Source organism: Bradyrhizobium rifense, from assembly GCF_008123425.1.
In the GTDB taxonomy this organism is placed as follows: domain Bacteria; phylum Pseudomonadota; class Alphaproteobacteria; order Rhizobiales; family Xanthobacteraceae; genus Bradyrhizobium; species Bradyrhizobium rifense.
In genome coordinates this window covers 1-20,515 of the sequence record NZ_VSSS01000118.1, presented here as the reverse complement: position 1 = coordinate 20,515, position 20,515 = coordinate 1, and the positions used below count along the sequence as shown (strand labels likewise).

Here is a 20,515-nt window from a genome sequence, read left to right as displayed (position 1 = left end):
GTAGCAAAAAAGCCTCACGGAGCGGTAAACGGCGGCAACGCCCGCCTGCCATCGTCTTCCTGAACGACCACCCCATGCCTACATTGCTGGAACTTGTTACCGGAGAACTTCATGTCATCTCGTTTCCCCGGTCTTTCCGGCATCCGCTTGAAAGGCCTCGCTTTATTGCTCCTGGCTCTGGCTATGCCAGCGGCGTCCGCGCAAGCCGCCGACGAGCCGGATCTGATCTTCCGCCGCTCCACCGTGTTCAAATGGATGAGCCCGAATGACAAGCTCGCGACCTATGGCCTCGACGACCCCGAGGTCGAGGGCGTGGCCTGCCATTTCACGGTACCGGAAAAGGGCGGCTTCAAGGGCTGGCTCGGTCTTGCCGAGGAGGTTTCCGACGTCTCGCTCGCCTGCCGCCAGATCGGTCCGATCAAATTCAAGGACAAGATGGAGCAGGGCGACGACATGTTCCGCAAGCGCCGTTCGCTCTTCTTCAAGAAGATGCAGATCGTGCGTGGCTGCGACGCCAAGCGCAATGTGCTGGTCTACATGGTCTATTCGGACAAGCTGATCGAGGGATCGCCGAAGAACTCGACCTCGTCGGTGCCGATCATGCCGTGGGGACCGGCCGACGCGAACGTCCAGAAGTGCGGCGACTTCTTCACTCAGTGACGGGTTCGCGGCTGACGCGCGCTTTCGCAAGGTGCGAGCCGCTCAGCCGTACGAACGCCTGCGGCGCGGCCTCGTAGCCGCGGCCTGATTGCAGGGCCATCGCCCCCGGCGAAGCGGTGCGTTGATCGGCACTGTCGGTCCGTTCGGCCGCGTCGCGCGCCGTTGCGCGATCTTGCGCCACCATGATAGCCATTCCTTAGATGTGCCCGGTTGACGGGCCTTTCGGTTTTCGAAGGCTTCGGTCGAGCCGGGCGAGTTCCGGGTTCATCGGCAGGACCGGCCTTCGTTTGCGGTTCTCTTCAGCAGAAAACCGTAAAATGCATGTGAAGCGCTGACGTCGTGGATGTGACCGCGTCACCTCAACCTGCGTGGACGGTTGCTCCCATGCGAGTTCAAACCGTCACGCGCCCCATCTGAAATGATTGAGGTTTTCCGGGAATTGTTTCGTCAGTTCGCGGGCGACGAAACAATTCTCACCGGGAACGAAACCATTTTGCGCTTTGGGCGCATCACGGAAGAAACCGCGGATGGTTATCAGCTTCACAACGACGACGGCACACCGCCGGCCACGCAATTCGGGGACAGATCCATGCGCGCGCTCAGCTTCATCCTTGCTTTCTGCTTCGTGCTCGCCGGTTCCTCGTTCGCCGGCGCCCCGGACGGCAATCTGCCTGGTATCGGCACCTTCCAGTACAGCGGCTCGCCGGTGACGACCACCGCGCCGCAGCCCATCGTTCTCGCCGCGCGCTTCTGATCAGCAACAAGAAAATTAGCCGGCAAAAGCCATCATGAACCTTCGTCTCTGCGCCGCAGCGATCCTCTCCCTTCTGACGATCAGTTCCGTCCAGGCGCAAGTGCGCGCACCAAGCCGGCTGCCCGACCCGCGCACCGAATTCGTGCGGCAATGTGCCCCGCGCATGCTCGGGCGTTGGGAGCATCCGGAGGAGGTCTGCGGTTGTCTGCATGACCATGCCGCGGCCGTGGTCGAGGATCGCGACCTGCGCGAGGCGTTGCTGCGCGGCATCAGCGAGACCGGCGTTCCCACGATCGAGACCGATTGGGTGCCGGCGGCAAAGCAAAGCGAGATCGGCGCGACCTTCACCAAGATCGCCAAGCCGACCTTGCAGTGTATGTTCGACCCGGCGAAGTCGTAGGGTTACTTGGATTTCGGACCGTACCGTGCCACGCAGGAACTGGTTCGCACGACACCCTTGTCGCTCATCTTCGAACCGCGAACTTCCTTGACCTGTCCGGCCGGGCAGGTTCCGTCATCCACCATCACGCGCTGACCCAGCTTGAGATCCACGATGTCCTGGTCGCGGCCGACCGTGGCCGCGTGCGCTGGCGTCGCGAGCGCGGCGGAGACCAGGACTGAGAGACAGGCTGCGCGGCAGAATGGCATGATGAGGGGTTCCGGCGTCGGTGCAGCAATGTAGGGAGCGGCACACGATTCTCATAGTGAACCTTTGTCACGCTCGCCGGCCCGGTTTGCCTTTGTTGCGCAAGGCAGCGCGCGCTTCCCGCGCCAGCCGTTCGGCGGAGGCGACGAGGTGTGGAACCGCGTGCCCCGAAAATCCCAGCACGAAACCGGGTAGCGGACGCGCACGCGCATAGGTGTCGGCGAGAAGCCAGCCTTCCGCGCCCGCGGCCTGCTTTACTTCAGCCGCAACCGCTGGCGCGACGGACGGATCGAACTGCGCGACCAGGTGCAAGCCCTGCGACGGCACTGGGACCGACAGCGCGCCATCCGAAGCCGCTTCGAGCGTTTCGGCCAGTGCATCGCGGGCCTCGCGGTAAAGCTTGCGCACGCGCTTCAAATTTGCAGCGAAAGCGCCGGAATTAAGCATATCGGCGACCGCGCCTTCCATCAGCGTTCCGGGAAAACGGTCGAGCGCAGCGCGCGCGGCGGTGACGTCGCCGATCAGGCGTTCGGGGAGAGCGCAATAGCCGATGCGCAGTCCCGGAAACAGCGTCTTTGCGAACGTGCCCATGTAGATCACGCGCTGGAGGTGATCGATGCCGGCGAGCGACATCAATGGCGCGCCGTCATATCGGAACTCGCTGTCGTAATCGTCCTCGAACACGAAGGCGCCGGCCTGCTTCGCCCAGTCGAGCAGCTCCAGCCGCCGCGACATCGACATTTGCACGCCCAGCGGAAACTGATGCGACGGCGTGACATAGGCCGCGCGCGCGGACGGTGCTGCGGTGCGGCCCCTCGCGATTTGCAGGCCGTGGGCGTCGACGGGAATGGGCACTGTGCGATAGCCGCATTGCGCGATGGTCCTGCGTGCGATGGGATAGCCGGGGTCCTCGCACCAGACCTGATCGTCGGCCTTCAGGATCGTGCCGAGAACGATGCGCAGGGTGTGCAGCGTGCCTGACGTGAGCATGATCTGGTCCGGGTCGCAGCGCAGCCCCCGCGCCGACAGCAGATGATCGGCGATCGCGACCCGCAACTCACGGCTGCCTCGCGGATCGCCGTAATGCAGATGCTCGGTACCGAAGGCGCGCATGCGCCGGCCGACGAACGCGCGAAAGCGCTGTACCGCGCGCTCGTCGATATGGGTGCAGCCAAGCGAGAGCGCGCCTTGCTTCGGCGCCTCGACAATCACCTTCGGCTTCTTCGGTGTGGCGGCGCGCGCCGGGATGCGCGCGGCGACGAACGTGCCGGATCCGACAGTGGCTTGCGCAAACCCGTCGGCGATCAGGCGCTCATAGGCGGTCACGACCGCGTTGCGCCGAAAGCCGGTCTGCCTGGCCAGCGTGCGCGACGGCGGCAGCGGCTCGCCGGGTTTGACGAGGCCAGAGACGATCATCTCGCACAGCGCCTGGTACAGCCGGTGCGCCGAGGAGGCGCCGGCGGTGATGTGTGGGCCGGTGAGATCGAGCGGCAGCTCGGCCTTGGCCGGGGCGAGGGAATTGGTCGGAATTTTTTGCATGGAATTGGCACTATCGCAGACCAAATGCGCGGCTACAACTAGCCTGGAATTGTTCCAATCCCGATGAGGAGCGGCCGTGAGCCAGACTGAGACTTCAAATTCCTATCCGACCTCAGCGCGCAATCAGGTGAAGCGCCGGCACGATCGCGGCTTCTACGATCACGAGACGGTTCATCGCATTCTGGACTCCTCGATGCTGTGCCACGTCTCCTACGTCATCGACGGCCAGCCCTATTGCACGCCGACCTTCTTCTGGCGCGAGGGGACAAAACTCTATTGGCACGGCTCGAGCGCTAGCCGCATGCTGCGCAGCCAGACCAAAGGCGAGCGGGTGTGCCTGACGGTCGCCCATCTCGACAGCCTCGTGCTGGCGCGCTGCGGCTTCAACCATTCGGCGGACTACCGCGCGGTGATGGCGTTCGGCACCGCCTATCTCGTGACCGATGCGCAAGAGAAGGAGCGCGCTGTGGTCGCGATGGTCGATCGCTTCTTCCCGGATCGCACCGCGGGCCTGCGGGCGAGCAACACCCAGGAGATCAAGGCGACCTCGTTTATCGCGATGGAGATCGAGGAAGCTTCCGCAAAGGTCCGCGCCAAGGGTGTCGCCGACGACGATGAGGACTACGAATTGCCGATCTATGCCGAGCGCATTCCGGTTCGCACCGTTCTCGGCGCGCCGGAGCCGTGCCCGCGGCTGCTCGACGGCGTGAGCCGGCCGGCGACGCTGAATGGCTATTCGGAGGGCCGACTGCTCGAAGATGCATTGCGGGATGCTTATTTTGTGGAGTACCCGAACGGCTGAAATCGGCTAGCCTGCGCGCACCCTCGACCAACTGGATGCCCGGAGTTGCCTGATGAATGCCGAAACGCAGCAGAGGATTCTTGACGCCGTCGATGCCGGCTTCGAAGCCCAGCTTGCGACCACGCGCGATTTCGTTGCAATCCCTTCGACCCGTGGGGCGGAGGGGCCGTGCCAGGACATGATCGGCGACCTCCTGCGCGCGCGCGGTTACGAGGTCGACGACTGGCACATCAATGTCGACGATCTCAAGGATCTGCGCGGCTTCGGCCCGATCGAGCATGATTTCTCCAAGGCACGCACGGTGGTCGGCACCTATCGTCCGAACATCGAGGCCGGCAAATCGCTGATCCTGCAGGGCCACTGCGACGTGGTGCCGGCGGGGCCACTGGAATTGTGGGACACGCCACCGTTCTCGCCTGTCATCAAGGACGGCAAGATGTTCGGCCGCGGTGCCTGCGACATGAAGTCGGGTACCATTGGCGCGCTCTATGCGCTGGATGCGATCAAGGCGGCCGGCCTCAAGCCGACAGCGCGGATTCACTTTCAGTCGGTGATCGAGGAGGAGAGCACCGGCGTCGGCGCACTCTCGACGCTGCAGCGCGGCTACCGCGCCGATGCCTGCTTCATCCCCGAGCCCACCGGCGGCAAGATGGTGCGCTCGCAGGTCGGCGTGATCTGGTTTCGCCTGCGGGTGAAGGGTCATCCGACCCATGTCGCCTTTGCCGGCTCGGGCTCGAATGCGATCATGGCGGCCTATCATCTCGTCCACGCGCTACAGAAGCTCGAGATCGAGTGGAACGAGCGCGCCAAGGCCGACCGTCACTTCAAGACGCTCAACCATCCCATCAACTTCAACCCCGGCATCATCAAGGGCGGCGATTGGGCCTCCAGCGTGCCGGCCTGGTGCGACGTTGATTGCCGCATCGCCATCCTGCCGGGCTGGTCGGTGGCTGATCACCAGAAGGAGATCATGGCCTGTGTTGCGGCCGCCTCGCGCAACCACCGCTTCCTCGCCAACAATCCGCCGGAGGTCGAATGGTCGGGCTTCCTGTCGGAAGGCTATGAGCTGACAGATTCCGCGGCGCCGGAAGCCGCGTTCGGCACGGCCTTCAACAAGGTCTATGGCGGCGCGGTCGAAGATCTCGTCTTCACCGCGCTCACCGATACCCGTTTCTATGGGCTCAATTACGGCATCCCCAGCCTGTGCTTTGGCGCCAGCGGCGGGGAGATGCACGGCTTCAACGAATATGTCGAGCTGGAGTCGTTGAAGAAGACCACCAGGGCGATGGCGCTGTTCATCGCGGAGTGGTGCGGGGTGGAGAAGGCGTAGCGGCCGAGATCTCGTAGGGTGGGCAAAGGCGCACTTGCGCCGTGCCCACCAACTTTCTCAATTCCGACGAATGGTGGGCACGCTTTCGCTTTGCCCACCCTACGGCAGCTCGGTTGTGGCCACGGCTGCCTGAAACACGGGCTCATCCAAATCCTTTAAGCTTAAAAGAAAGACTAGGATGCGGCCCTGACCGGTGGCAGACTGGCGCCCGGTTCGCTGGACGAGTCCTCGGGAGCAACGATGCGCGATTGGGATGATGCTTACGCCAATTCGGCCCATATCCCGGGCTCGGACAAGATGCCGGCGCAATGGGCGGAGCGGGCGGCGGCTTACCGCGCGGGGTTGAAGAGTTTTCGTCCTGACATCGCCTACGGCTCCGGTGAGCGCCAACGTTTCGACCTGATCCTGCCCGAGGGCGACAGCAAGGGCCTCGTCGTGTTCGTGCACGGCGGCTACTGGATGCGCTTCGACAAGTCGACCTGGACCGATCTCGCCGAAGGCGCGCGGCACCATGGCTGGACGGTGGCGCTGCCGAGCTACACGCTGACGCCGGTCGCGCGCATCTCCGACATCACCGCGGAGATGACCGCCGCGATCGCGAAAGCGGCGTCGCTCGTCGCGGGGCCGATCCGGCTTGCCGGCCATTCCGCCGGCGGCCATCTCGTCACGCGCATGCTCTGCGACGACAGCCGGCTCGAGCCCGCCGTCTTCAACCGCATCGCCGGCACGCTCTCGATCAGCGGCCTGCACGATCTGCGGCCGCTGCTCAAGACCAAGATGAACGAGACCTTGCGCATGACCATGGAAGAGGCGACGCTCGAAAGCGCGGCGCTGCATCTGCCACGCGGACATTCGCCTGTCACCGCCTGGGTCGGCGGCAGTGAGCGGCCCGAATTCATCCGCCAATCCGACTTGTTCGCCAATGTCTGGACCGGCTTCGACGTGCCGACGCGCCTCGTCGTCGATCCCGGCCTGAACCATTTCACGGTGATTGACGCGCTCAAGGATCCGTCGTCGCCGATCACCGCGCGGCTGATCGGCCTCGACTGACGAGAGCAGGGATGATCGATCGAGAGGGCCTGTCATGACGTCCAGCGATTACGATCCCTCAAGCGATGGCGCCGAGACCGATTTTGCCCGGCGCATGTCCTATGGCGACTATCTGGCGCTGGATGCGATCCTCGGTGCACAGCATCCGCTCTCCGAAGCGCACGACGAGATGCTGTTCATCATCCAGCATCAGACCACCGAGCTGTGGATGCGGCTTGCCATCCACGAGCTCAGTGCCGCGCGCCGCGCCATCGCCAAGGACGAGGTGCAGCCTGCCATGAAGATGCTGGCGCGGATGTCGCGCATCTTCGAGCAGCTCAACAACGCCTGGGATGTGCTGCGCACCATGACGCCGAGCGAGTACACGCGCTTCCGCTCGCAACTCGGCCAGTCCTCGGGATTCCAGTCGCGGCAATACAGGCTGATCGAATTCCTGCTCGGCAACCGCAATCATGCCATGCTGAAGCCGCACGCGCATGATGCCGAGACGATGACGTTGCTCGAAGCCGAGCTCGCGACGCCGAGCCTTTATGACGAGGTGCTGCGGCTTGCCGATCGTCATGGGCTGAAAATGCCTGCGGCCGTTCTGGCGCGCGATGTTCGCGAGACCCACAGTTTTAGCGAGGGGGTGCTGCAGGCGTGGCGGATCGTCTACGAGGCGCCGGAGACGCACTGGATGCTGTATGAGCTCGCCGAAAAGCTGGTCGACTTCGAGGACTATTTCCGGCGCTGGCGCTTCAACCACGTCACGACGGTCGAGCGCGTCATCGGCTTCAAGCGCGGCACCGGCGGCACCGGCGGCGTCAGCTATCTCAAGCGCATGCTGGAGGTCGAGCTGTTTCCCGAGCTCTGGCGCGTGCGCACCATTTTGTAGAGATGCCCATGACCAGGCTTCGCGTCTATGACGACACCAAGGCGCTGTTTCATCTCCCCGACGGCGTGATCTATCTCGACGGCAATTCGCTCGGTGCATTGCCGCTTGGTGTCGCCGAGCGCGTCAGCCGCGTGATCACCGCGGAGTGGGGCAACGAGCTGATCCGCGCCTGGAACACGGCCGGCTGGTATGCCCAGCCACGCCACGTCGGCGACCGCATCGCGCGGCTGATCGGCGCGGAAGCCGGCTCCGTGATGGTCGGCGACACGCTGTCGCTCAAGGTCTATCAGGCGCTCGCCGCTGCCCTCGACATGAATTCATCGCGCAAGGTCGTCCTGTCGGACACCGGTAATTTCCCGACCGATCTCTACATGGCCGAAGGCCTGATCGCGACGCTCGGGCGCGGCCATCAATTGCGACTGGTGGCGCCGGAGGAGGTCGAGGCCGCGCTGTCGGAAGAGATTGCGGTGCTGTACATCACCGAGGTCGACTACCGCACCGGCCGCCGTCACGACATGGCGAAGCTGACCGCAAAGGCGCATGCGCTCGGCATCGTCACGGTCTGGGATCTCGCCCACTCGGCCGGCGCGCTGCCGGTCGATCTCGCCGGTTGCGGCGTCGATTTTGCGGCGGGGTGCACCTACAAATACATCAACGCCGGTCCGGGTGCGCCGGCGTTCCTTTACGTCGCACCGCGTCACGCCGATAATGCACGCGCTGCGCTGTCCGGATGGATGGGCCACGCAAAACCCTTCGCGTTCGAGCTTGGCTACGCGGCCGCCGGCGGCGTCGAGCGCATGCGCGTGGGTACACCGCCGGTGCTGGCGATGGCGGCGCTGGAGGCTTCGCTCGATATCTGGGATCGGGTTGACATCAAGGAGGTTCGCGCGCGTTCGCTGGCGCTTGGCGATCTCCTGATCGCGGAAGTCGAGCGGCGTTGCCCATCTCTGAAGCTCGTGACCCCGCGCGCGCACGAGCGCCGCGGCTCGCAAGTCTCGTTCGCCTTCGAGGGCGGCTACGCCGCCGTGCAGGCCGTGATCGCCCGCGGCCTCATCGGCGATTTCCGTGCGCCTGACATCATGCGGTTCGGCATCACGCCGCTTTATATCGGCGAGAACGAGATCGTGCGGGCGGCCGAGATCATCGAGGACGTGATCGCAGGTGAGGTGTGGCAGCGGCCGGAGTATCAGGTCGTCAATGCGGTGACGTGAAAATCTCTCACCGTCACCGTGAGGCGCGAGCTCAGCGGCGCATCTGCGCCGTTGGGCGAGCCTCGAAGGGCGACGGCCCGGCTGCATCGGGGCCGCGCATCCTTCGAGGCTCCCCATGGGACGCGTTGCGTCCCATGCCTCGCACCTCAGGATGACGGGGCTAGAGAGGTGGTGGCCGCAAGTTCAAGCGCTCTCACCCCACAGCGCCATCACAATCGCATCCAGCCCATCCGTCAGCGCCGCCGGCCCCGGCTGCAGAATGATCGGCGACTTGATCTCGACGATGCGATCATCGCGCACGGCCGGAATCTCATTCCACCCGTCACGCTGCTTGATGCGGGCAGGCACGACCTTCTTGCCGCACCATGACGCAAGGATCACGTCGGGTGCGGCCTTGCGCACCGCGTCCGCGGCGATGATGCGATCCTTCGCTGCTTGTTGATGTCGCAGGTCCGGAAACAAATCCTCACCGCCGGCGATCTCGATCAGCTCGGACACCCAGCCGATGCCCGAGATCAAGGGGTCGTCCCACTCCTCGAAATAGACCTTTGGCCGCGGTGAGGGGCGGGGCGTTGCTGCGATCGCTGCGAGCCGCTGCTCAAGACCATACGCGAGTTCCTCCGCACGCCCGGCCGCACCAACCAGCGCGCCCAGCATGCGGATCATTGCCAAAATGCCGGCGACGTCGCGCTGGTTGAAGACGTGGACGTCGATGCCGGCGCGGACGAGATCGGCGGCGATGGCGGCCTGCAGGTCGGAGAAGGCGAGCACCAACTCCGGTTCCAGCGCCAGGATTTTTGGGATGTCCGAGGAGACGAAAGCCGAGACCCGGGGCTTCTCACGCCGCACCTGCGGCGGGCGGACGGCATAGCCGGAGACGCCGACGATACGGTCCTGCTCGCCGAGCAGATAGAGCGTTTCGACCGTCTCTTCGGTCAGGCAGATGATGCGGCGGGGCGGGAAGTGGCGCATGGGAGAAGCATATGCCCAAATGAGAGTGCCGATGTCACGGCAGCCATTACCTCCGACGTCATTGCTTTGCCGCGCGAAGCCATTCACGCTGAGACAACAAGGGATTGGGAGGAGATCTGATGACGCCGCTCGAGAAACTTAAAGCGATGAAGATGCCGTTCGCCGAGCTCAAGGGCGTCGAATTCGTCGAGGCCGAGAAGGATCGCGTGGTGGCGCGAATGATGGTGCGGCCCGATCTCTGCACGCTGCATCAGACCATCCACGGCGGTGCAGTGATGGCGTTCGCCGATTCCGTTGGCGCGGCCGCAACCGTGATCAACCTGCCGGAGGACGCCAAGGGCACGACGACGCTGGAGAGCAAGACCAACTTCATCGGCGGCGCCAAGGAGGGAACCACGGTCATCGCCACCGCCACCCCGGTCCATCGGGGGCGCCGGACCCAGGTCTGGACCACCCGGCTGGAGACTGAAGATGGCAAGCTGGTCGCAATCGTGACCCAGACGCAGTTGGTCCTGTAAGACTACGGGGCTTTGATTTTGTTAACGAATTAGTCGCTTCGCTGCCTCAAACTTGAGCAGGTTCCCGTCTTGAAAAATTTGTTGCGACGCACAATATTGGGGCCCTAGGGATTCGAACGCCTCCTCGAGGGACACCAAGAGGAGTTTTGACGTGGTACTTGAAGACACCGTCCGCACCGCTCCGGGCTATGTGCGGACCCTGATCCAGCAGGAAGAATTGCCGCTGTTGCGCGATCATCTGCTGAGGCTCGATGCCGCAAGCCGGCACGACCGTTTCAACGGTTTTCTCGACGACAGCTTCATCGAGCGTTACGCCGCCCGCTGCGCCGAAGATGGCACCGTGATCGTCGCCTATATCGTCGATGGCATGGTCCGTGGTGCGGCTGAGCTGCATCCGCCGGAGGGCGATTCGTTGCCCGAAGTCGCCTTCAGCGTGGAAGCCTCCGCCCGTCGCCAGAACGTCGGCACGGTGCTGTTCAGTCGCCTGATCGCGGAAGCGCGCTGGAAGGGCTACAAGCGCCTGCGCATCACCACGGGCGCGGAGAATCACGCCATGCGGGCGCTCGCCAAGAAGTTCGGCGCGCATCTGCAGTTCCGCCATGGTGAATCCACCGGCACGATCGATCTTGGCAAGACGCCCGAGGCTGAGCTCGCCGATCTCGCCGCGGCGCCGTTCAAGGCCGGTCGCGCGATTCTCAACTTCAACTCGACCTGCTGGAAGCTGATCTCCAGCATGTACGGCAATCGCGCCGCCTGAGATCCAAAGGCCAAAATCAAAAAGCGGACCGGCAAGGCCGGTCCGCTTTTTTATTGAAGTTGAGAAGGTAAAAGCTCAGGTGCCGGTGCGCTTGTCGTTACCGAAGCGGCGGACGACACGGCGTTCGACCACGACCGAGCGCTGCGCACCCTGTTCGCCGGCGATCACGCGGGTTGCGGTGATACGGCTGTTGGTGCGGGCCTGCTTCTTGACCTCGGCCTGAACAACGTCCAGCGGCATCCCCATCAGCGAGGCGGCGATCTCGGCCTGCTGCTCCTGATCGTCGGTAATGCCGACGGCGGCGAAGATCGCCTCGTCCAGGGTGGGCGGATCGTGGCGCACGCGCCGCGTGCCATATTTGGTATTCCAGTCTGCGCTCATAACGGCCTCGGTTTGATGCCGGGATACCTAGTGCGGTCCATGTTGCATTGCAATATGAATTTGGTGTGGCATCACAGCTATGCACTCAAAGCTTCTCGAGCTTACTGGCGTCGTAGAGTTCGAGCGTAGTCGCCCCTGTGGCGAGCGAGCGCACGGCCCGCACGAACTCGCCGGACGCAGGTACCGCAAAATGGGCCGCAAGCGCGGCACGGTCGGCCCATTGCTCGAAGAACACCAGCCTGAGCGGGTTCTCGCAGTCGACATGCACTGCATGTGAGATGCAGCCGGGTTCCTGGCGCGAACGACGGACGTGTTCGAGGCTGAGGCGCCGTGCCTCCTCGAACGTCTCGGGCCGGACCGTCACACTCCCTGTCACCACGATCATGCCATTCCCCAATGTGGCTGCCGCTACGGCAGGGATGCTTCGCGCGCGATGGTCTTGACCGGCGTCTGCGGCCAGCGCTTCAGCGCGGCGTGGCCGGCCTCGGTCAGCCGATAGATCCCGCGCTCGGCGCGTTCGAACCAGCCATAGACATTGTGCAGGAGAATCTTGCCCGCATCGGGACAACGTTCGCGCAGCTCGCGCACGGCCCGCGGACCGCCTGCAAGCTCGGATGCACAGGCCAGCGCCTGCTGGCGGTAGGCCGTCATGATCGGCGCGCGCGTGCTGCCGCCGAGCACGGGATCGCCCTGGCGGCGCTGATGTTCGGCCACCAGCCGCGAGCGCGTCTTCGGTTCACGGCGGGGTGCTGCCGTCGGTGGCTTCACCAGCACCTCGACCTGGCCTTTGTCGGTCACGCCGAGCATACCGAAGCCGAGGCGACGGCACAGATTGCGATAGCGTGCGTCGCTCTCGCGTCCCTTGCCGCGGATCGACATCTTTGCCGCGATCCAGACCTCGTCGCCCGCCGGCGCGCGATCGACCGCCTGCAGGATCAGCTCGAGATTGAATGCGAGCTTGAGCTCGCCGATCACCACCACCGGCGGATCGCCGGCGCTCAGGCCCACGAGATCGCAACCGCCGATCTCGCCCTTCACGGAGAAGCCAAGCTCTTCGAGGAAGCGTTTGACGGGGAGATAGAGCGCGGTTTCCAAAGTGAGTTTCCGATCGGAGAATCAGTTGCAGCCAGTTTAGCCCGGATCGGGCTGCCGGCCATTTGCCCGGACGCGGTCAAGCCAGCTATACCGCTGCGCGGGGAACAGGCGGGCGCGCGCGAATATGACGATCAGGAACGGGCTCTATCACATCCGGATCGAGATGCTGGACGGCGTCCAGGGCGGCAATCAGGGCGTGATGGTGCTGCGTGACGGCACCATGCGCGGCGGCGATTCCTTTTTCTTTGCCTATGGCAGCTACACGTCCGCCGAGGGCAAGTGGAAAGGCGAGCTGACCAACGAGGAGCATTCGCCATCGTTCGACGAGCGCCCGGTATGGGGTCGCAAGGTCGTCACCATCGGCTTCAGCGGCACCTACACCGACGAGACCGCCTATGGCGAAGGCATGGCGCTCGCCGGCAAGCAGAGCATCCGTTTCAAGGGCAATCTGCGGCTGCTTGTGCCGGATTGATTACACCCGTCCGCTCACTGGGATCAGCGCTCCGGTGACGCCGCTGGCGGCGTCGCTTGCAAGGAACAGGATCACTTCGGCGAGTTCCTGCGGCGTGACCCATTTGGCGAAGTCGGCTTTCGGCATGTCGGCGCGGTTGGCCTTGGTGTCGATGGTCGACGGCAGCACCGCGTTCACGGTGACCTTGCCCTTCCATTCGTTGGCCAGCGCCTCGGTGAGGCGGTGCACGGCCGCCTTCGATGCCGCGTAGGGACCCATGCCGGCACCCGCCTGCAGCGCGCCCATCGCGCCGATATTGACGATGCGGCCAGCCTTCGAAGCGGCAAGATGCGGCAGTGCCGCGTGCGCCGCGTTGAGGGCCGTCAGCACGTTCAGTGCATGCATGCGGTGCCACGTCTTGATGTCGCCGTCGCCGACGGTCTCGAAGGCAAAGCCGCCGGCGATGTTGACCAGGGCGTCCAGCCCGCCGAAATGCTTTGCGGCAGCATCCACCGCCGTCTTCGCCTGCACCGCGTCGGACAGGTCGACGCCGCCGATCTCGATGCGCTCGGCCGTCGCCGGCATTTGAGAGGGCGCGTGATCGATGCCGGCCACCCGCGCGCCGCGTGATAGCGCGACGTCTGCGACCACCTTGCCAAGCGCGCCGAGCGCGCCGGTCACGACAATGATTTTTCCCTGCACGTTACTCTCCGTCGTCTCAATTCGCACCGACTATTGCGTGAGGCGAATTGGACTTGCAATGGCGGCAGCATCAAGACTGGGCTATAGATGCAACTTTAGATCGTTGAGGAGATTGTTTCATGCCCGACAATTTGCCGACCATCGAATTTCCCGCTGCGATCGTCGACTTGAAATACCCCCTGATGCGTCTTCGGCAGGCGCTGGAGGGAAGGGGCGTGGTGCGGATCGTGGCGATGGGGTCATCCTCGACGGCCGGGCGAGCCGACGTCGTTCCCTATCCCTACAGGCTCGAAATGTATCTGCGGCAGCACTACAAGGACGAAGATCCGCACCCGAACATCCGGATCGATGTCCTCAATCGGGGCAAGGGCAATGAGGAAGCCGACGACGAACTCAAGCGCTTCGAGACGGACATCTTTCAGGATGATCCCACGCTGGTGATCTGGCAGGTTGGGACCAACGCGGTCTTTCACAATGATCGATACAACGTCGATGTGGTCGCCGAGAATATCAGGAAGGGGCTGGCGCAACTGCGCGCCCGCGGCTTCGAGGTTCTGCTGATTGATCCGCAATATACGACGAAGATGCTCTGGGATGACCGCGCCGAACTCTCGGACAAGATGGTTCGGTTGATCCGCAATGCCGCGGAAGAGGCTCAGGTCAGTCTGTTTCAGCGCTGGGCCCTGATGCGGCATTGGCACGTCCAGAACAACGTGTCGTTCGAGCAATTGGTGGATCCGACCGACGGGGACCTGCTGCACCAGAGCGATTGGAGCACCATGCAGGTCTCGCTTGCCCTCAAGAACGCCATCATCAAGGCTGCAACTCCCGGAGCGTGAGACGCCCGGCGTCGCTCACGCCTGAAGATAGCGCTCCTTCAGTGCGGTCCGGTCGGCTGCGCCGAGCTTGAGGCCGTCGCGCAAATAGGTTTCGACATCGCCATAGTCGCGGCCGACGGCATCGAAGGCTGCGTCGAGATAGGATGCGTTGACCGAGCCGATGGCGTCGAGGACGTCTGCGGGCAGATCGGAGACGCTCGACAGGTCGCGCTTGTAGTGGCGATTGGTCAGCAGATAATCCTCTGCAATGACCCTCTCGGGCACGCCGAGCGCATGCAGGATCAGCGCGCTGGCAAAGCCGGTGCGGTCCTTGCCGGCGGTGCAGTGGATCACGAGCGGGGCGCGGTCCTCCAGAAGATGGCCGAACAGCATGCGGAAGCTGTGCGTGTTGTGGCGGACATAGTTGCGATAGGACTCGCGCATCAGCTCAAGCGCGACCGGCGCAGTCAGCGCACCCCTGGCGAGCTCGGTGCGCAGTGAGGCCACCACCGTCGGCTCGATCGGCAGGGAATGCACGGTGATCTCGTTGACGACGCAGACGCCGGCCGCGCGCTCCTCGACGCCGCGGAAGTCGAACGCGCTTCTGACGCCGAGCGCACGGACGATTGCGATGTCCTCGGCGGTGAGCTGGCCGAGATGGTTGGAGCGGAAGATGTGGCGCCAGCGCGTGGTGCGACCGTCACTCGTGGCGTAGCCGCCGAGGTCGCGAAAATTGCTGGCGCCTTGCAGAGCGAGGTGACGGGCAGGGGAGTCTGACATCGGAGCTGCTTTTGTTATGTTGCCGACGGACCATTACAGGGGGCGATCATGGGCCGGCACAAGGCCATTCTTTTGCGGATCACCATGCTGGCGGCTGGAATTTCCGGGGCGCGGCAGGCCGACGCGCAGACGTTCCGGAATTACCGCTGCGCCGATGGTACGCAGTTCATTGTTGCGTTTTATGACGGCGACAAGCGCGCGTTCCTCCAGATCGACGGCGAGCCGGCGACGCTTGCCAAGCGGTTGGCCATTTCGGGCGCGCGCTATTCGGGGGCGTGGGTGACGCTGAGAATCGGCAAGACCGGGGCCACCACGGTCAAGCATCTGATGCGGCCGGTGACGGCCTGCACGGTGATCTGACGACGCTCATCAGGTCCGGAATAAAAAGGGTCGAAACCTCGTTGTTTCGACCCTTTTTCAAACTTCCGTCGAACGCTTGAGAGTGCGCGGCGGTATCAAACCTGGCATAGGCATTAGCGTTCCCATTTGGGCTTTGCTTCGTCGACCGCGTCCTGGTGGTACCAGCTGTCGCTGCAGATCGAGACGTTCGCGGGAAGCGAAGCGTGATCGGCGGGAAAGCGGGTGTCGCCATAGCGGCGCCCGGCGAGAGCCGCGCGGCCCCCGACAGGGAATTGGTAGATCGTCGCAGATCCGTGACTCAGACCATTGTTCATCATTTCGATTTGCTCCTGGGTCGAAGCGCCTTGGCCTCCATGGTGCGCCCGACTCGTTCGATTGTGGTTACTGGAATCCCCATATCGGCCTCGCACTCCCAAATGCAAAGTGCTGAAAAGGAAATCAGTTTCCGCTCAATTCTTGGGCAGACGACGGTCTGCACCCCCTAAGGCACCGTGTCGGTGACTAACGCCTGGGCCATTCCAAAGGTTGCTAGGCAGGGGGCGGAGGCTTTGCGAAAGTTGCCGGACGTTGATGCGCGTTTCATCGGCAACTTGCAGCAGGGGTCCGCCTGCTCCAGAATCGGGCGTTTTCCGCGGAATTTTTGCAGTGCAGCTTCACGCGAAGGTGCGCTTCTATGACGCACGTTGCTGTGGACGTTTTTCGGCTGGCGAGCCGGTTCTGGCCGCGGTGGAAGACCTCCCGCGCTGCGGCCTTTTGGCACGTTAAATGCTTGTAAAGGGTCGGCCGATCTTGGCCGGGTAAACAATCGTGCGGGGACCAGCCGTCCCCACCTTTCGCATCATCTACAGAGAGGCTCAATGACCAAGTATAAGCTCGAGTACATCTGGCTCGACGGATATACGCCGACTCCGAACTTGCGCGGCAAAACTCAGATCAAGGAATTCGCGTCGTTCCCGACGCTCGAGCAGCTTCCGCTCTGGGGCTTCGATGGCTCCTCCACCCAGCAGGCCGAAGGCCACAGCTCGGATTGCGTGCTGAAGCCGGTCGCGGTGTTCCCGGACGGCGCCCGCACCAATGGCGTGCTGGTGATGTGCGAAGTCATGATGCCCGACGGCAAGACGCCGCACTCGACCAACAAGCGCGCCACGATCCTCGACGATGCCGGCGCCTGGTTCGGCTTCGAGCAGGAATACTTCTTCTACAAGGACGGCCGTCCGCTCGGCTTCCCGGCCTCCGGTTATCCGGCGCCGCAGGGCCCGTACTACACCGGCGTCGGCTACTCGAACGTCGGCGACATCGCCCGCAAGATGGTCGAAGAGCATCTCGATCTCTGCCTCGCGGCCGGCATCAACCACGAAGGCATCAACGCGGAAGTCGCGAAGGGCCAGTGGGAATTCCAGATCTTCGGCAAGGGCTCCAAGAAGGCCGCTGACGAAATGTGGATGGCCCGCTACCTGATGCTGCGCCTGACCGAGAAGTACGGCGTCGACATCGAGTTCCACTGCAAGCCGCTCGGCGACACCGACTGGAACGGCTCCGGCATGCACGCCAACTTCTCGACCGAGTACATGCGCTCGATCGGCGGCAAGGAGTATTTCGAGGCGCTGATGGCCGCCTTCGACAAGAACCTGATGGACCACATCGCCGTCTACGGCCCGGACAACGACAAGCGTCTGACCGGCAAGCACGAGACCGCGCCGTGGAACAAGTTCAGCTACGGCATTGCTGATCGTGGTGCCTCGATCCGCGTTCCGCACTCCTTCGTCAACAACGGTTACAAGGGCTATCTGGAAGACCGCCGTCCGAACTCGCAGGGCGACCCATACCAGATCGCTTCGCAGATCCTGAAGACGATCGCGTCCGTCCCGGCTGACAAGAAGGCCGCGGCTTAAAGATCCTCCCGGCCCGGGCTGGGGGGCTGGTTCGGGTTGGCTTTCAAATCCGCCGGAGCTCAAAAGGCTCCGGCGGATTTTTGCATTCCGATGACAGCGCTTGCCGATGACAGCGCTCGTTGTGGGTCTGGCGGCCATGCCGGCCTGGAGCCTGTCCATGTCAGCCCAAACCGGGATAGAGTGGGCGCAGGATGCGCGCGGGGCCGGGGACACGGCTGGTGTTTGAAGGCTTCTACAAGGTGAGATTTCAGCTCGGCGACAGCGTCGGCCGGAGCGTGATGCATGCCGGCAACGGCAAGATGCTCGGCGGCAATTCGGCGTTCGCCCATATTGGCACCTACGAGAAGACCGCGGACCGCATTGACATCGTCATCAAGACCGTCCGCCACAATCCCGATCCGAACTACCGCGCCATGGCCGGCACCGACGATGCGACGCTGATCGCGAAGGGTTTTGCCGACGGCGATCTCTACCGCTTCAAGGGGGAGCTCAAGGAGCTGCCCGGCGTGCCCTTCCAGTCGCTGATGACGCCGATCACGGAAGACGAGGTGCCGATCGCCGGCGGCGTCGGAGAAGCCGGCATCGTCGACGGCCTCTACTCGATCCATCTGCGCATGCTCGACGGTGTCGATGGCGGGCTCACCGGCGTGATGCTGCTCAACCGGGGCCGCATCCTCGGCGGCGATGCCTCGTTCTATTATCTCGGCAGCTACACCGCCGCGAACGGCCGCTGGAAGGGGCAGATCCTCAACCAGGAGCACACGCCCGCCAAGGACGATCCGATCTTCGGCGGCCACGAGGTCGGCATCGGCTTCTCCGGCAGCTATGACGGCGATGCGGCGCTGCTGGAAGCAACCGCGCTGGCCGGCAAGCGCAGCCTGCGCCTGACCGCGGCGCTCAAGTTGATGCATCGCGCCTGATCGTCACAGGAAATCGCTCATGGAAAAAGTTCGCATGCTCTCGACGCTCGGCCTGATGGGCGCGATGCGGAGCCTGTCCTCCGCGTTCGAGACCGCGAGCGGCATTCAGGTCGATGCCGATTTCGCGCCGACGCTGGCGGTGCTCAAGCGCTTGCGTGCCGGCGAGGCTGCCGATCTCGTGATCCTCACGCGCGAAGGGCTTGATGAGGTGATCGGCGAGGGCCGCGTGATCGCGGACAGCGCGGCTGACCTGGCGCGCTCCTATGTCGGCCTCGCCGTACTGAAAGGCGCGCCGCATCCCGACATCGCCAACGAGACCGCGCTGCGCAAGGCGCTGCTCGCGGCGCGGTCCGTCGCCTATTCACGGCTCGGCGCAAGCGGCGTCTACTTCGCCCAGCTGATCGTGCGGATGGGCATCGCCGCTGAGATCAACGCCAAGGCGACCATCGTCGAGCAGGGTTTTACGGCCGAGCGGCTCGTCAGCGGCGAGGCGGACCTCGCCGTGCAGCAGATCAGCGAGCTGAAGCAGGTCGAGGGCATCGAAGTGATCGGCCCGGTCCCGCACGAATTGCAGACGCCGGCCGTGTTCTCGGCCGGCCGCATGGTGAACGCGAAACAGGCCGAAGGTGCCGAGGCGTTGCTGCGCTATCTGGCATCGCCGGAGGTCGTGCCCGTGCTGCGGCAATCAGGACTCGAGCCTTGAAATCGCCGGCACGTGGACGCAACGTGATGACCATGCGGACCTGTCTCCTTGCCATCCTCGTCGCACTTATCGCGCCCGTCGCGGCGCATGCGCAATCGGCCGACCTCGTCCTGTGCGACCGTGTCGCCGCCGATCCAAGCGATCCCGACAAGCCGGCCGACGTAAAGGGCGTGCCTGAGATCGCAGCCTCCGACGTCGCGACCGCGATCAAGTTCTGCAAGCAGGCAGCCCCATCGTCGCGCCGTGCGATGTTCGCGCTCGGGCGTGCCTATGCGGCCAACCGGCAGACGGTCGAGGCGATCGCTGCCTGGCGCAAAGCGGCCGACAAGGGCTCGAGCGCTGCGATGGTCGAGCTCGGCGTCGCCTACGGCAACGGCTCCGGCGTCGCCAGGGACGAGGCCCAGGCGCGAAAGCTGTTCGAGAAGGCGGCTCAGGCCGGCAATCCCCGCGGCGTCTCCAATCTCGCGGCGCTCGGCAACGCCGGCGGTGGCGCGCCCGCCGATCCCGCGCAGGCGCGCACGCTGCTCGGCAAGGCCGCCGAGACCAACGCGGAGGCGCAGTACCAGCTCGGCCTGATGCTTGCCAACGGCGATGGCGGCGAGAAGGACGATGTCGCGGCGCGCGCGCTGTTCGAGAAGGCGGCGGCGCAAAACCATCCCGGCGCGCTGGAGCGGATGGGCGCCTTCGCGCAGGAAGGCCGCGGCGGTCCGAAGGACAAGGATGCCGCAAAGGCCTATTACGAGCGTGCCTCCGCGCTCGGCGACGAGGACGCCAAGAAGGCGCTGGAGCGGCTGCGCTGTCCCTATGCGATCAAGGACAAGCAGGGCAAGCTCGTCACCACGCTGTGCTTCTAGAGAACGATCCAGCTCACTTCATGTAGTAGGCGAAAGGAACTTGCCTGGGCAGGGGCCGTTGACATCACACCAAGCAGGAGGCGCAACCATGATCCGCAAACTCGCATCCGGCGAATATCGGCTCTATTCGCGCAAGGTGAATCCCAAGACCGGAAAGCGGCGCAACCTCGGCACCTTCAAGAGCCGCGCGGCGGCCGAGAAGCACGAACGCGATGTGCAGTATTTCAAGCGTCACTAACGCCCGGTGAGCGCGGCCCGTGAGGCGGGTAAACAAAAAGTCGAAAACAACCCCATGCACAGTAGCCAAGTGGTTGAATTTCAAGGCCGCCAGGTCTTGAAACCGCAAAATGCTGATTTTACGAAATTGGCTTGACGCGTCGAGGCTGGGCAAGTTTTTTGGGAGTTGATGTAGGGTTCGTCTTATGGCGAATCGCACATTCAAGACC

The 20,515-nt window shown here is 63.9% G+C and carries 28 protein-coding genes; 18 read left to right on the top strand and 10 right to left on the bottom strand.

Annotation, left to right across the window (positions count from 1 at the left end; all coding sequences use genetic code 11):
• Positions 1-111: 111 nt before the first annotated feature.
• A complete protein-coding gene (locus FXB40_RS47120; protein ID WP_148779063.1) occupies positions 112-660 on the top strand; it encodes a CreA family protein in 549 nt (182 codons plus the stop codon).
• Here FXB40_RS47120 and FXB40_RS47115 read toward each other — a convergent pair.
• The gene (locus FXB40_RS47115) at positions 650-844 is read right to left on the bottom strand and encodes a hypothetical protein (RefSeq protein ID WP_148779062.1); all 195 of its coding nucleotides are present in this window, start codon (positions 842-844) and stop codon (positions 650-652) included. The genes FXB40_RS47120 and FXB40_RS47115 overlap by 11 nt on opposite strands.
• 192 nt (positions 845-1,036) lie before the next feature.
• On the opposite strand from FXB40_RS47115, the gene FXB40_RS47110 reads away from it, so the two are divergent.
• Positions 1,037-1,414 (top strand): hypothetical protein, encoded by a 378-nt coding sequence (locus tag FXB40_RS47110; protein WP_148779061.1) that lies wholly within the window; start codon positions 1,037-1,039, stop codon positions 1,412-1,414.
• 34 nt (positions 1,415-1,448) lie between these two features.
• Complete coding sequence (locus FXB40_RS47105; protein ID WP_148779060.1) at positions 1,449-1,814, top strand: hypothetical protein; 366 nt, start codon at positions 1,449-1,451, stop codon at positions 1,812-1,814.
• A gap of 2 nt (positions 1,815-1,816) precedes the next feature.
• On the opposite strand, the gene FXB40_RS47100 is transcribed toward FXB40_RS47105, so the two are convergent.
• Together FXB40_RS47100 and pdxR are read right to left on the bottom strand one after the other, a co-directional pair.
• Positions 1,817-2,062, bottom strand: coding sequence for a DUF6719 family protein (locus tag FXB40_RS47100; RefSeq protein WP_148779059.1), 246 nt, complete (start codon positions 2,060-2,062; stop codon positions 1,817-1,819).
• Positions 2,063-2,129: 67 nt separating this feature from the next.
• On the bottom strand, positions 2,130-3,599 hold the full coding sequence (gene pdxR, locus FXB40_RS47095; RefSeq protein ID WP_148779058.1) for a MocR-like pyridoxine biosynthesis transcription factor PdxR: 1,470 nt from the start codon (positions 3,597-3,599) through the stop codon (positions 2,130-2,132).
• 76 nt (positions 3,600-3,675) lie between these two features.
• Here pdxR and FXB40_RS47090 point away from each other — a divergent pair, with 76 nt between their 5' ends.
• From FXB40_RS47090 to kynU, 5 genes are all read left to right on the top strand, one after another.
• Entirely contained in the window at positions 3,676-4,401 is a 726-nt protein-coding gene (locus FXB40_RS47090; protein ID WP_148779057.1) for a pyridoxamine 5'-phosphate oxidase family protein, read from the top strand.
• A 52-nt stretch (positions 4,402-4,453) separates the two neighbouring features.
• Positions 4,454-5,731 carry an ArgE/DapE family deacylase gene (locus FXB40_RS47085; RefSeq protein ID WP_148779056.1) on the top strand — a complete coding sequence of 426 codons (1,278 nt, stop codon included), beginning with the start codon at positions 4,454-4,456 and terminating at the stop codon, positions 5,729-5,731.
• Positions 5,732-5,971: 240 nt separating this feature from the next.
• Positions 5,972-6,781 (top strand): alpha/beta hydrolase, encoded by an 810-nt coding sequence (locus tag FXB40_RS47080; protein ID WP_148779055.1) that lies wholly within the window; start codon positions 5,972-5,974, stop codon positions 6,779-6,781.
• Positions 6,782-6,815: 34 nt separating this feature from the next.
• The gene (kynA, locus tag FXB40_RS47075; protein ID WP_148779054.1) at positions 6,816-7,655 is read left to right on the top strand and encodes a tryptophan 2,3-dioxygenase; all 840 of its coding nucleotides are present in this window, start codon (positions 6,816-6,818) and stop codon (positions 7,653-7,655) included.
• Positions 7,656-7,663: 8 nt separating this feature from the next.
• Positions 7,664-8,866, top strand: coding sequence for a kynureninase (gene kynU, locus FXB40_RS47070; RefSeq protein ID WP_148779053.1), 1,203 nt, complete (start codon positions 7,664-7,666; stop codon positions 8,864-8,866).
• Between the two features lie 183 nt (positions 8,867-9,049).
• On the opposite strand, the gene FXB40_RS47065 is transcribed toward kynU, so the two are convergent.
• The gene (locus FXB40_RS47065) at positions 9,050-9,838 is read right to left on the bottom strand and encodes a cobalamin-binding protein (RefSeq protein WP_148779052.1); all 789 of its coding nucleotides are present in this window, start codon (positions 9,836-9,838) and stop codon (positions 9,050-9,052) included.
• A 119-nt stretch (positions 9,839-9,957) separates the two neighbouring features.
• On the opposite strand from FXB40_RS47065, the gene FXB40_RS47060 reads away from it, so the two are divergent.
• On the top strand, positions 9,958-10,356 hold the full coding sequence (locus FXB40_RS47060; RefSeq protein ID WP_148779051.1) for a PaaI family thioesterase: 399 nt from the start codon (positions 9,958-9,960) through the stop codon (positions 10,354-10,356).
• A gap of 151 nt (positions 10,357-10,507) precedes the next feature.
• Positions 10,508-11,113: a GNAT family N-acetyltransferase gene (locus FXB40_RS47055; protein WP_148779050.1), complete on the top strand. Its 606-nt coding sequence runs from the start codon at positions 10,508-10,510 to the stop codon at positions 11,111-11,113.
• A gap of 75 nt (positions 11,114-11,188) precedes the next feature.
• Here FXB40_RS47055 and FXB40_RS47050 read toward each other — a convergent pair whose 3' ends face one another.
• The 3 genes from FXB40_RS47050 to FXB40_RS47040 form a co-directional block, all read right to left on the bottom strand.
• Positions 11,189-11,494, bottom strand: a complete 306-nt coding sequence (locus FXB40_RS47050; RefSeq protein WP_148779049.1) for a hypothetical protein — start codon at positions 11,492-11,494, stop codon at positions 11,189-11,191.
• Positions 11,495-11,579: 85 nt separating this feature from the next.
• A complete protein-coding gene (locus FXB40_RS47045; RefSeq protein WP_148779048.1) occupies positions 11,580-11,879 on the bottom strand; it encodes a putative quinol monooxygenase in 300 nt (99 codons plus the stop codon).
• 23 nt (positions 11,880-11,902) lie between these two features.
• Positions 11,903-12,589: a DUF2161 domain-containing phosphodiesterase gene (locus FXB40_RS47040; RefSeq protein WP_148779047.1), complete on the bottom strand. Its 687-nt coding sequence runs from the start codon at positions 12,587-12,589 to the stop codon at positions 11,903-11,905.
• A 124-nt stretch (positions 12,590-12,713) separates the two neighbouring features.
• Between FXB40_RS47040 and FXB40_RS47035 the strand changes: the two genes are divergently transcribed.
• Entirely contained in the window at positions 12,714-13,061 is a 348-nt protein-coding gene (locus FXB40_RS47035) for a GrlR family regulatory protein (RefSeq protein ID WP_148779046.1), read from the top strand.
• On the opposite strand, the gene FXB40_RS47030 is transcribed toward FXB40_RS47035, so the two are convergent.
• Positions 13,062-13,742 (bottom strand): SDR family oxidoreductase, encoded by a 681-nt coding sequence (locus tag FXB40_RS47030; RefSeq protein WP_148779045.1) that lies wholly within the window; start codon positions 13,740-13,742, stop codon positions 13,062-13,064.
• A 119-nt stretch (positions 13,743-13,861) separates the two neighbouring features.
• Between FXB40_RS47030 and FXB40_RS47025 the strand changes: the two genes are divergently transcribed.
• Positions 13,862-14,581: an SGNH/GDSL hydrolase family protein gene (locus FXB40_RS47025; protein ID WP_148779044.1), complete on the top strand. Its 720-nt coding sequence runs from the start codon at positions 13,862-13,864 to the stop codon at positions 14,579-14,581.
• A gap of 15 nt (positions 14,582-14,596) precedes the next feature.
• Here FXB40_RS47025 and FXB40_RS47020 read toward each other — a convergent pair whose 3' ends face one another.
• Positions 14,597-15,340 carry a tyrosine-protein phosphatase gene (locus FXB40_RS47020; RefSeq protein ID WP_148779043.1) on the bottom strand — a complete coding sequence of 248 codons (744 nt, stop codon included), beginning with the start codon at positions 15,338-15,340 and terminating at the stop codon, positions 14,597-14,599.
• Positions 15,341-15,388: 48 nt separating this feature from the next.
• Between FXB40_RS47020 and FXB40_RS47015 the strand changes: the two genes are divergently transcribed.
• Entirely contained in the window at positions 15,389-15,700 is a 312-nt protein-coding gene (locus FXB40_RS47015) for an MliC family protein (RefSeq protein ID WP_148779042.1), read from the top strand.
• 113 nt (positions 15,701-15,813) lie between these two features.
• On the opposite strand, the gene FXB40_RS47010 is transcribed toward FXB40_RS47015, so the two are convergent.
• The gene (locus tag FXB40_RS47010) at positions 15,814-16,017 is read right to left on the bottom strand and encodes a DUF2735 domain-containing protein (protein WP_148779041.1); all 204 of its coding nucleotides are present in this window, start codon (positions 16,015-16,017) and stop codon (positions 15,814-15,816) included.
• Between the two features lie 540 nt (positions 16,018-16,557).
• On the opposite strand from FXB40_RS47010, the gene FXB40_RS47000 reads away from it, so the two are divergent.
• From FXB40_RS47000 to FXB40_RS46980, 5 genes are all read left to right on the top strand, one after another.
• Entirely contained in the window at positions 16,558-17,592 is a 1,035-nt protein-coding gene (locus tag FXB40_RS47000; RefSeq protein WP_148779040.1) for a glutamine synthetase beta-grasp domain-containing protein, read from the top strand.
• Between the two features lie 218 nt (positions 17,593-17,810).
• Complete coding sequence (locus FXB40_RS46995) at positions 17,811-18,512, top strand: GrlR family regulatory protein (RefSeq protein ID WP_148779069.1); 702 nt, start codon at positions 17,811-17,813, stop codon at positions 18,510-18,512.
• 19 nt (positions 18,513-18,531) lie between these two features.
• The gene (locus FXB40_RS46990) at positions 18,532-19,215 is read left to right on the top strand and encodes a substrate-binding domain-containing protein (protein WP_148779039.1); all 684 of its coding nucleotides are present in this window, start codon (positions 18,532-18,534) and stop codon (positions 19,213-19,215) included.
• Positions 19,216-19,247: 32 nt separating this feature from the next.
• Complete coding sequence (locus FXB40_RS46985) at positions 19,248-20,069, top strand: tetratricopeptide repeat protein (protein WP_187437621.1); 822 nt, start codon at positions 19,248-19,250, stop codon at positions 20,067-20,069.
• An 88-nt stretch (positions 20,070-20,157) separates the two neighbouring features.
• On the top strand, positions 20,158-20,307 hold the full coding sequence (locus FXB40_RS46980) for a hypothetical protein (protein ID WP_084292415.1): 150 nt from the start codon (positions 20,158-20,160) through the stop codon (positions 20,305-20,307).
• Positions 20,308-20,515 lie beyond the last annotated feature (208 nt).

Bases quoted from the DNA above. Each gene is read 5' to 3' on its own strand.
- FXB40_RS47120 (WP_148779063.1), top strand. From the start codon at position 112: ATGTCATCTCGTTTCCCCGGTCTTTCCGGCATCCGCTTGAAAGGCCTC.
- FXB40_RS47115 (WP_148779062.1), bottom strand. From the start codon at position 844: ATGGTGGCGCAAGATCGCGCAACGGCGCGCGACGCGGCCGAACGGACC.
- FXB40_RS47105 (WP_148779060.1), top strand. From the start codon at position 1,449: ATGAACCTTCGTCTCTGCGCCGCAGCGATCCTCTCCCTTCTGACGATC.
- FXB40_RS47100 (WP_148779059.1), bottom strand. From the start codon at position 2,062: ATGCCATTCTGCCGCGCAGCCTGTCTCTCAGTCCTGGTCTCCGCCGCG.
- pdxR (WP_148779058.1), bottom strand. From the start codon at position 3,599: ATGCAAAAAATTCCGACCAATTCCCTCGCCCCGGCCAAGGCCGAGCTG.
- FXB40_RS47085 (WP_148779056.1), top strand. From the start codon at position 4,454: ATGAATGCCGAAACGCAGCAGAGGATTCTTGACGCCGTCGATGCCGGC.
- FXB40_RS47080 (WP_148779055.1), top strand. From the start codon at position 5,972: ATGCGCGATTGGGATGATGCTTACGCCAATTCGGCCCATATCCCGGGC.
- kynA (WP_148779054.1), top strand. From the start codon at position 6,816: ATGACGTCCAGCGATTACGATCCCTCAAGCGATGGCGCCGAGACCGAT.
- kynU (WP_148779053.1), top strand. From the start codon at position 7,664: ATGACCAGGCTTCGCGTCTATGACGACACCAAGGCGCTGTTTCATCTC.
- FXB40_RS47065 (WP_148779052.1), bottom strand. From the start codon at position 9,838: ATGCGCCACTTCCCGCCCCGCCGCATCATCTGCCTGACCGAAGAGACG.
- FXB40_RS47060 (WP_148779051.1), top strand. From the start codon at position 9,958: ATGACGCCGCTCGAGAAACTTAAAGCGATGAAGATGCCGTTCGCCGAG.
- FXB40_RS47050 (WP_148779049.1), bottom strand. From the start codon at position 11,494: ATGAGCGCAGACTGGAATACCAAATATGGCACGCGGCGCGTGCGCCAC.
- FXB40_RS47045 (WP_148779048.1), bottom strand. From the start codon at position 11,879: ATGATCGTGGTGACAGGGAGTGTGACGGTCCGGCCCGAGACGTTCGAG.
- FXB40_RS47035 (WP_148779046.1), top strand. From the start codon at position 12,714: ATGACGATCAGGAACGGGCTCTATCACATCCGGATCGAGATGCTGGAC.
- FXB40_RS47025 (WP_148779044.1), top strand. From the start codon at position 13,862: ATGCCCGACAATTTGCCGACCATCGAATTTCCCGCTGCGATCGTCGAC.
- FXB40_RS47020 (WP_148779043.1), bottom strand. From the start codon at position 15,340: ATGTCAGACTCCCCTGCCCGTCACCTCGCTCTGCAAGGCGCCAGCAAT.
- FXB40_RS47015 (WP_148779042.1), top strand. From the start codon at position 15,389: ATGGGCCGGCACAAGGCCATTCTTTTGCGGATCACCATGCTGGCGGCT.
- FXB40_RS47010 (WP_148779041.1), bottom strand. From the start codon at position 16,017: ATGATGAACAATGGTCTGAGTCACGGATCTGCGACGATCTACCAATTC.
- FXB40_RS47000 (WP_148779040.1), top strand. From the start codon at position 16,558: ATGACCAAGTATAAGCTCGAGTACATCTGGCTCGACGGATATACGCCG.
- FXB40_RS46990 (WP_148779039.1), top strand. From the start codon at position 18,532: ATGGAAAAAGTTCGCATGCTCTCGACGCTCGGCCTGATGGGCGCGATG.
- FXB40_RS46985 (WP_187437621.1), top strand. From the start codon at position 19,248: ATGCGGACCTGTCTCCTTGCCATCCTCGTCGCACTTATCGCGCCCGTC.
- FXB40_RS46980 (WP_084292415.1), top strand. From the start codon at position 20,158: ATGATCCGCAAACTCGCATCCGGCGAATATCGGCTCTATTCGCGCAAG.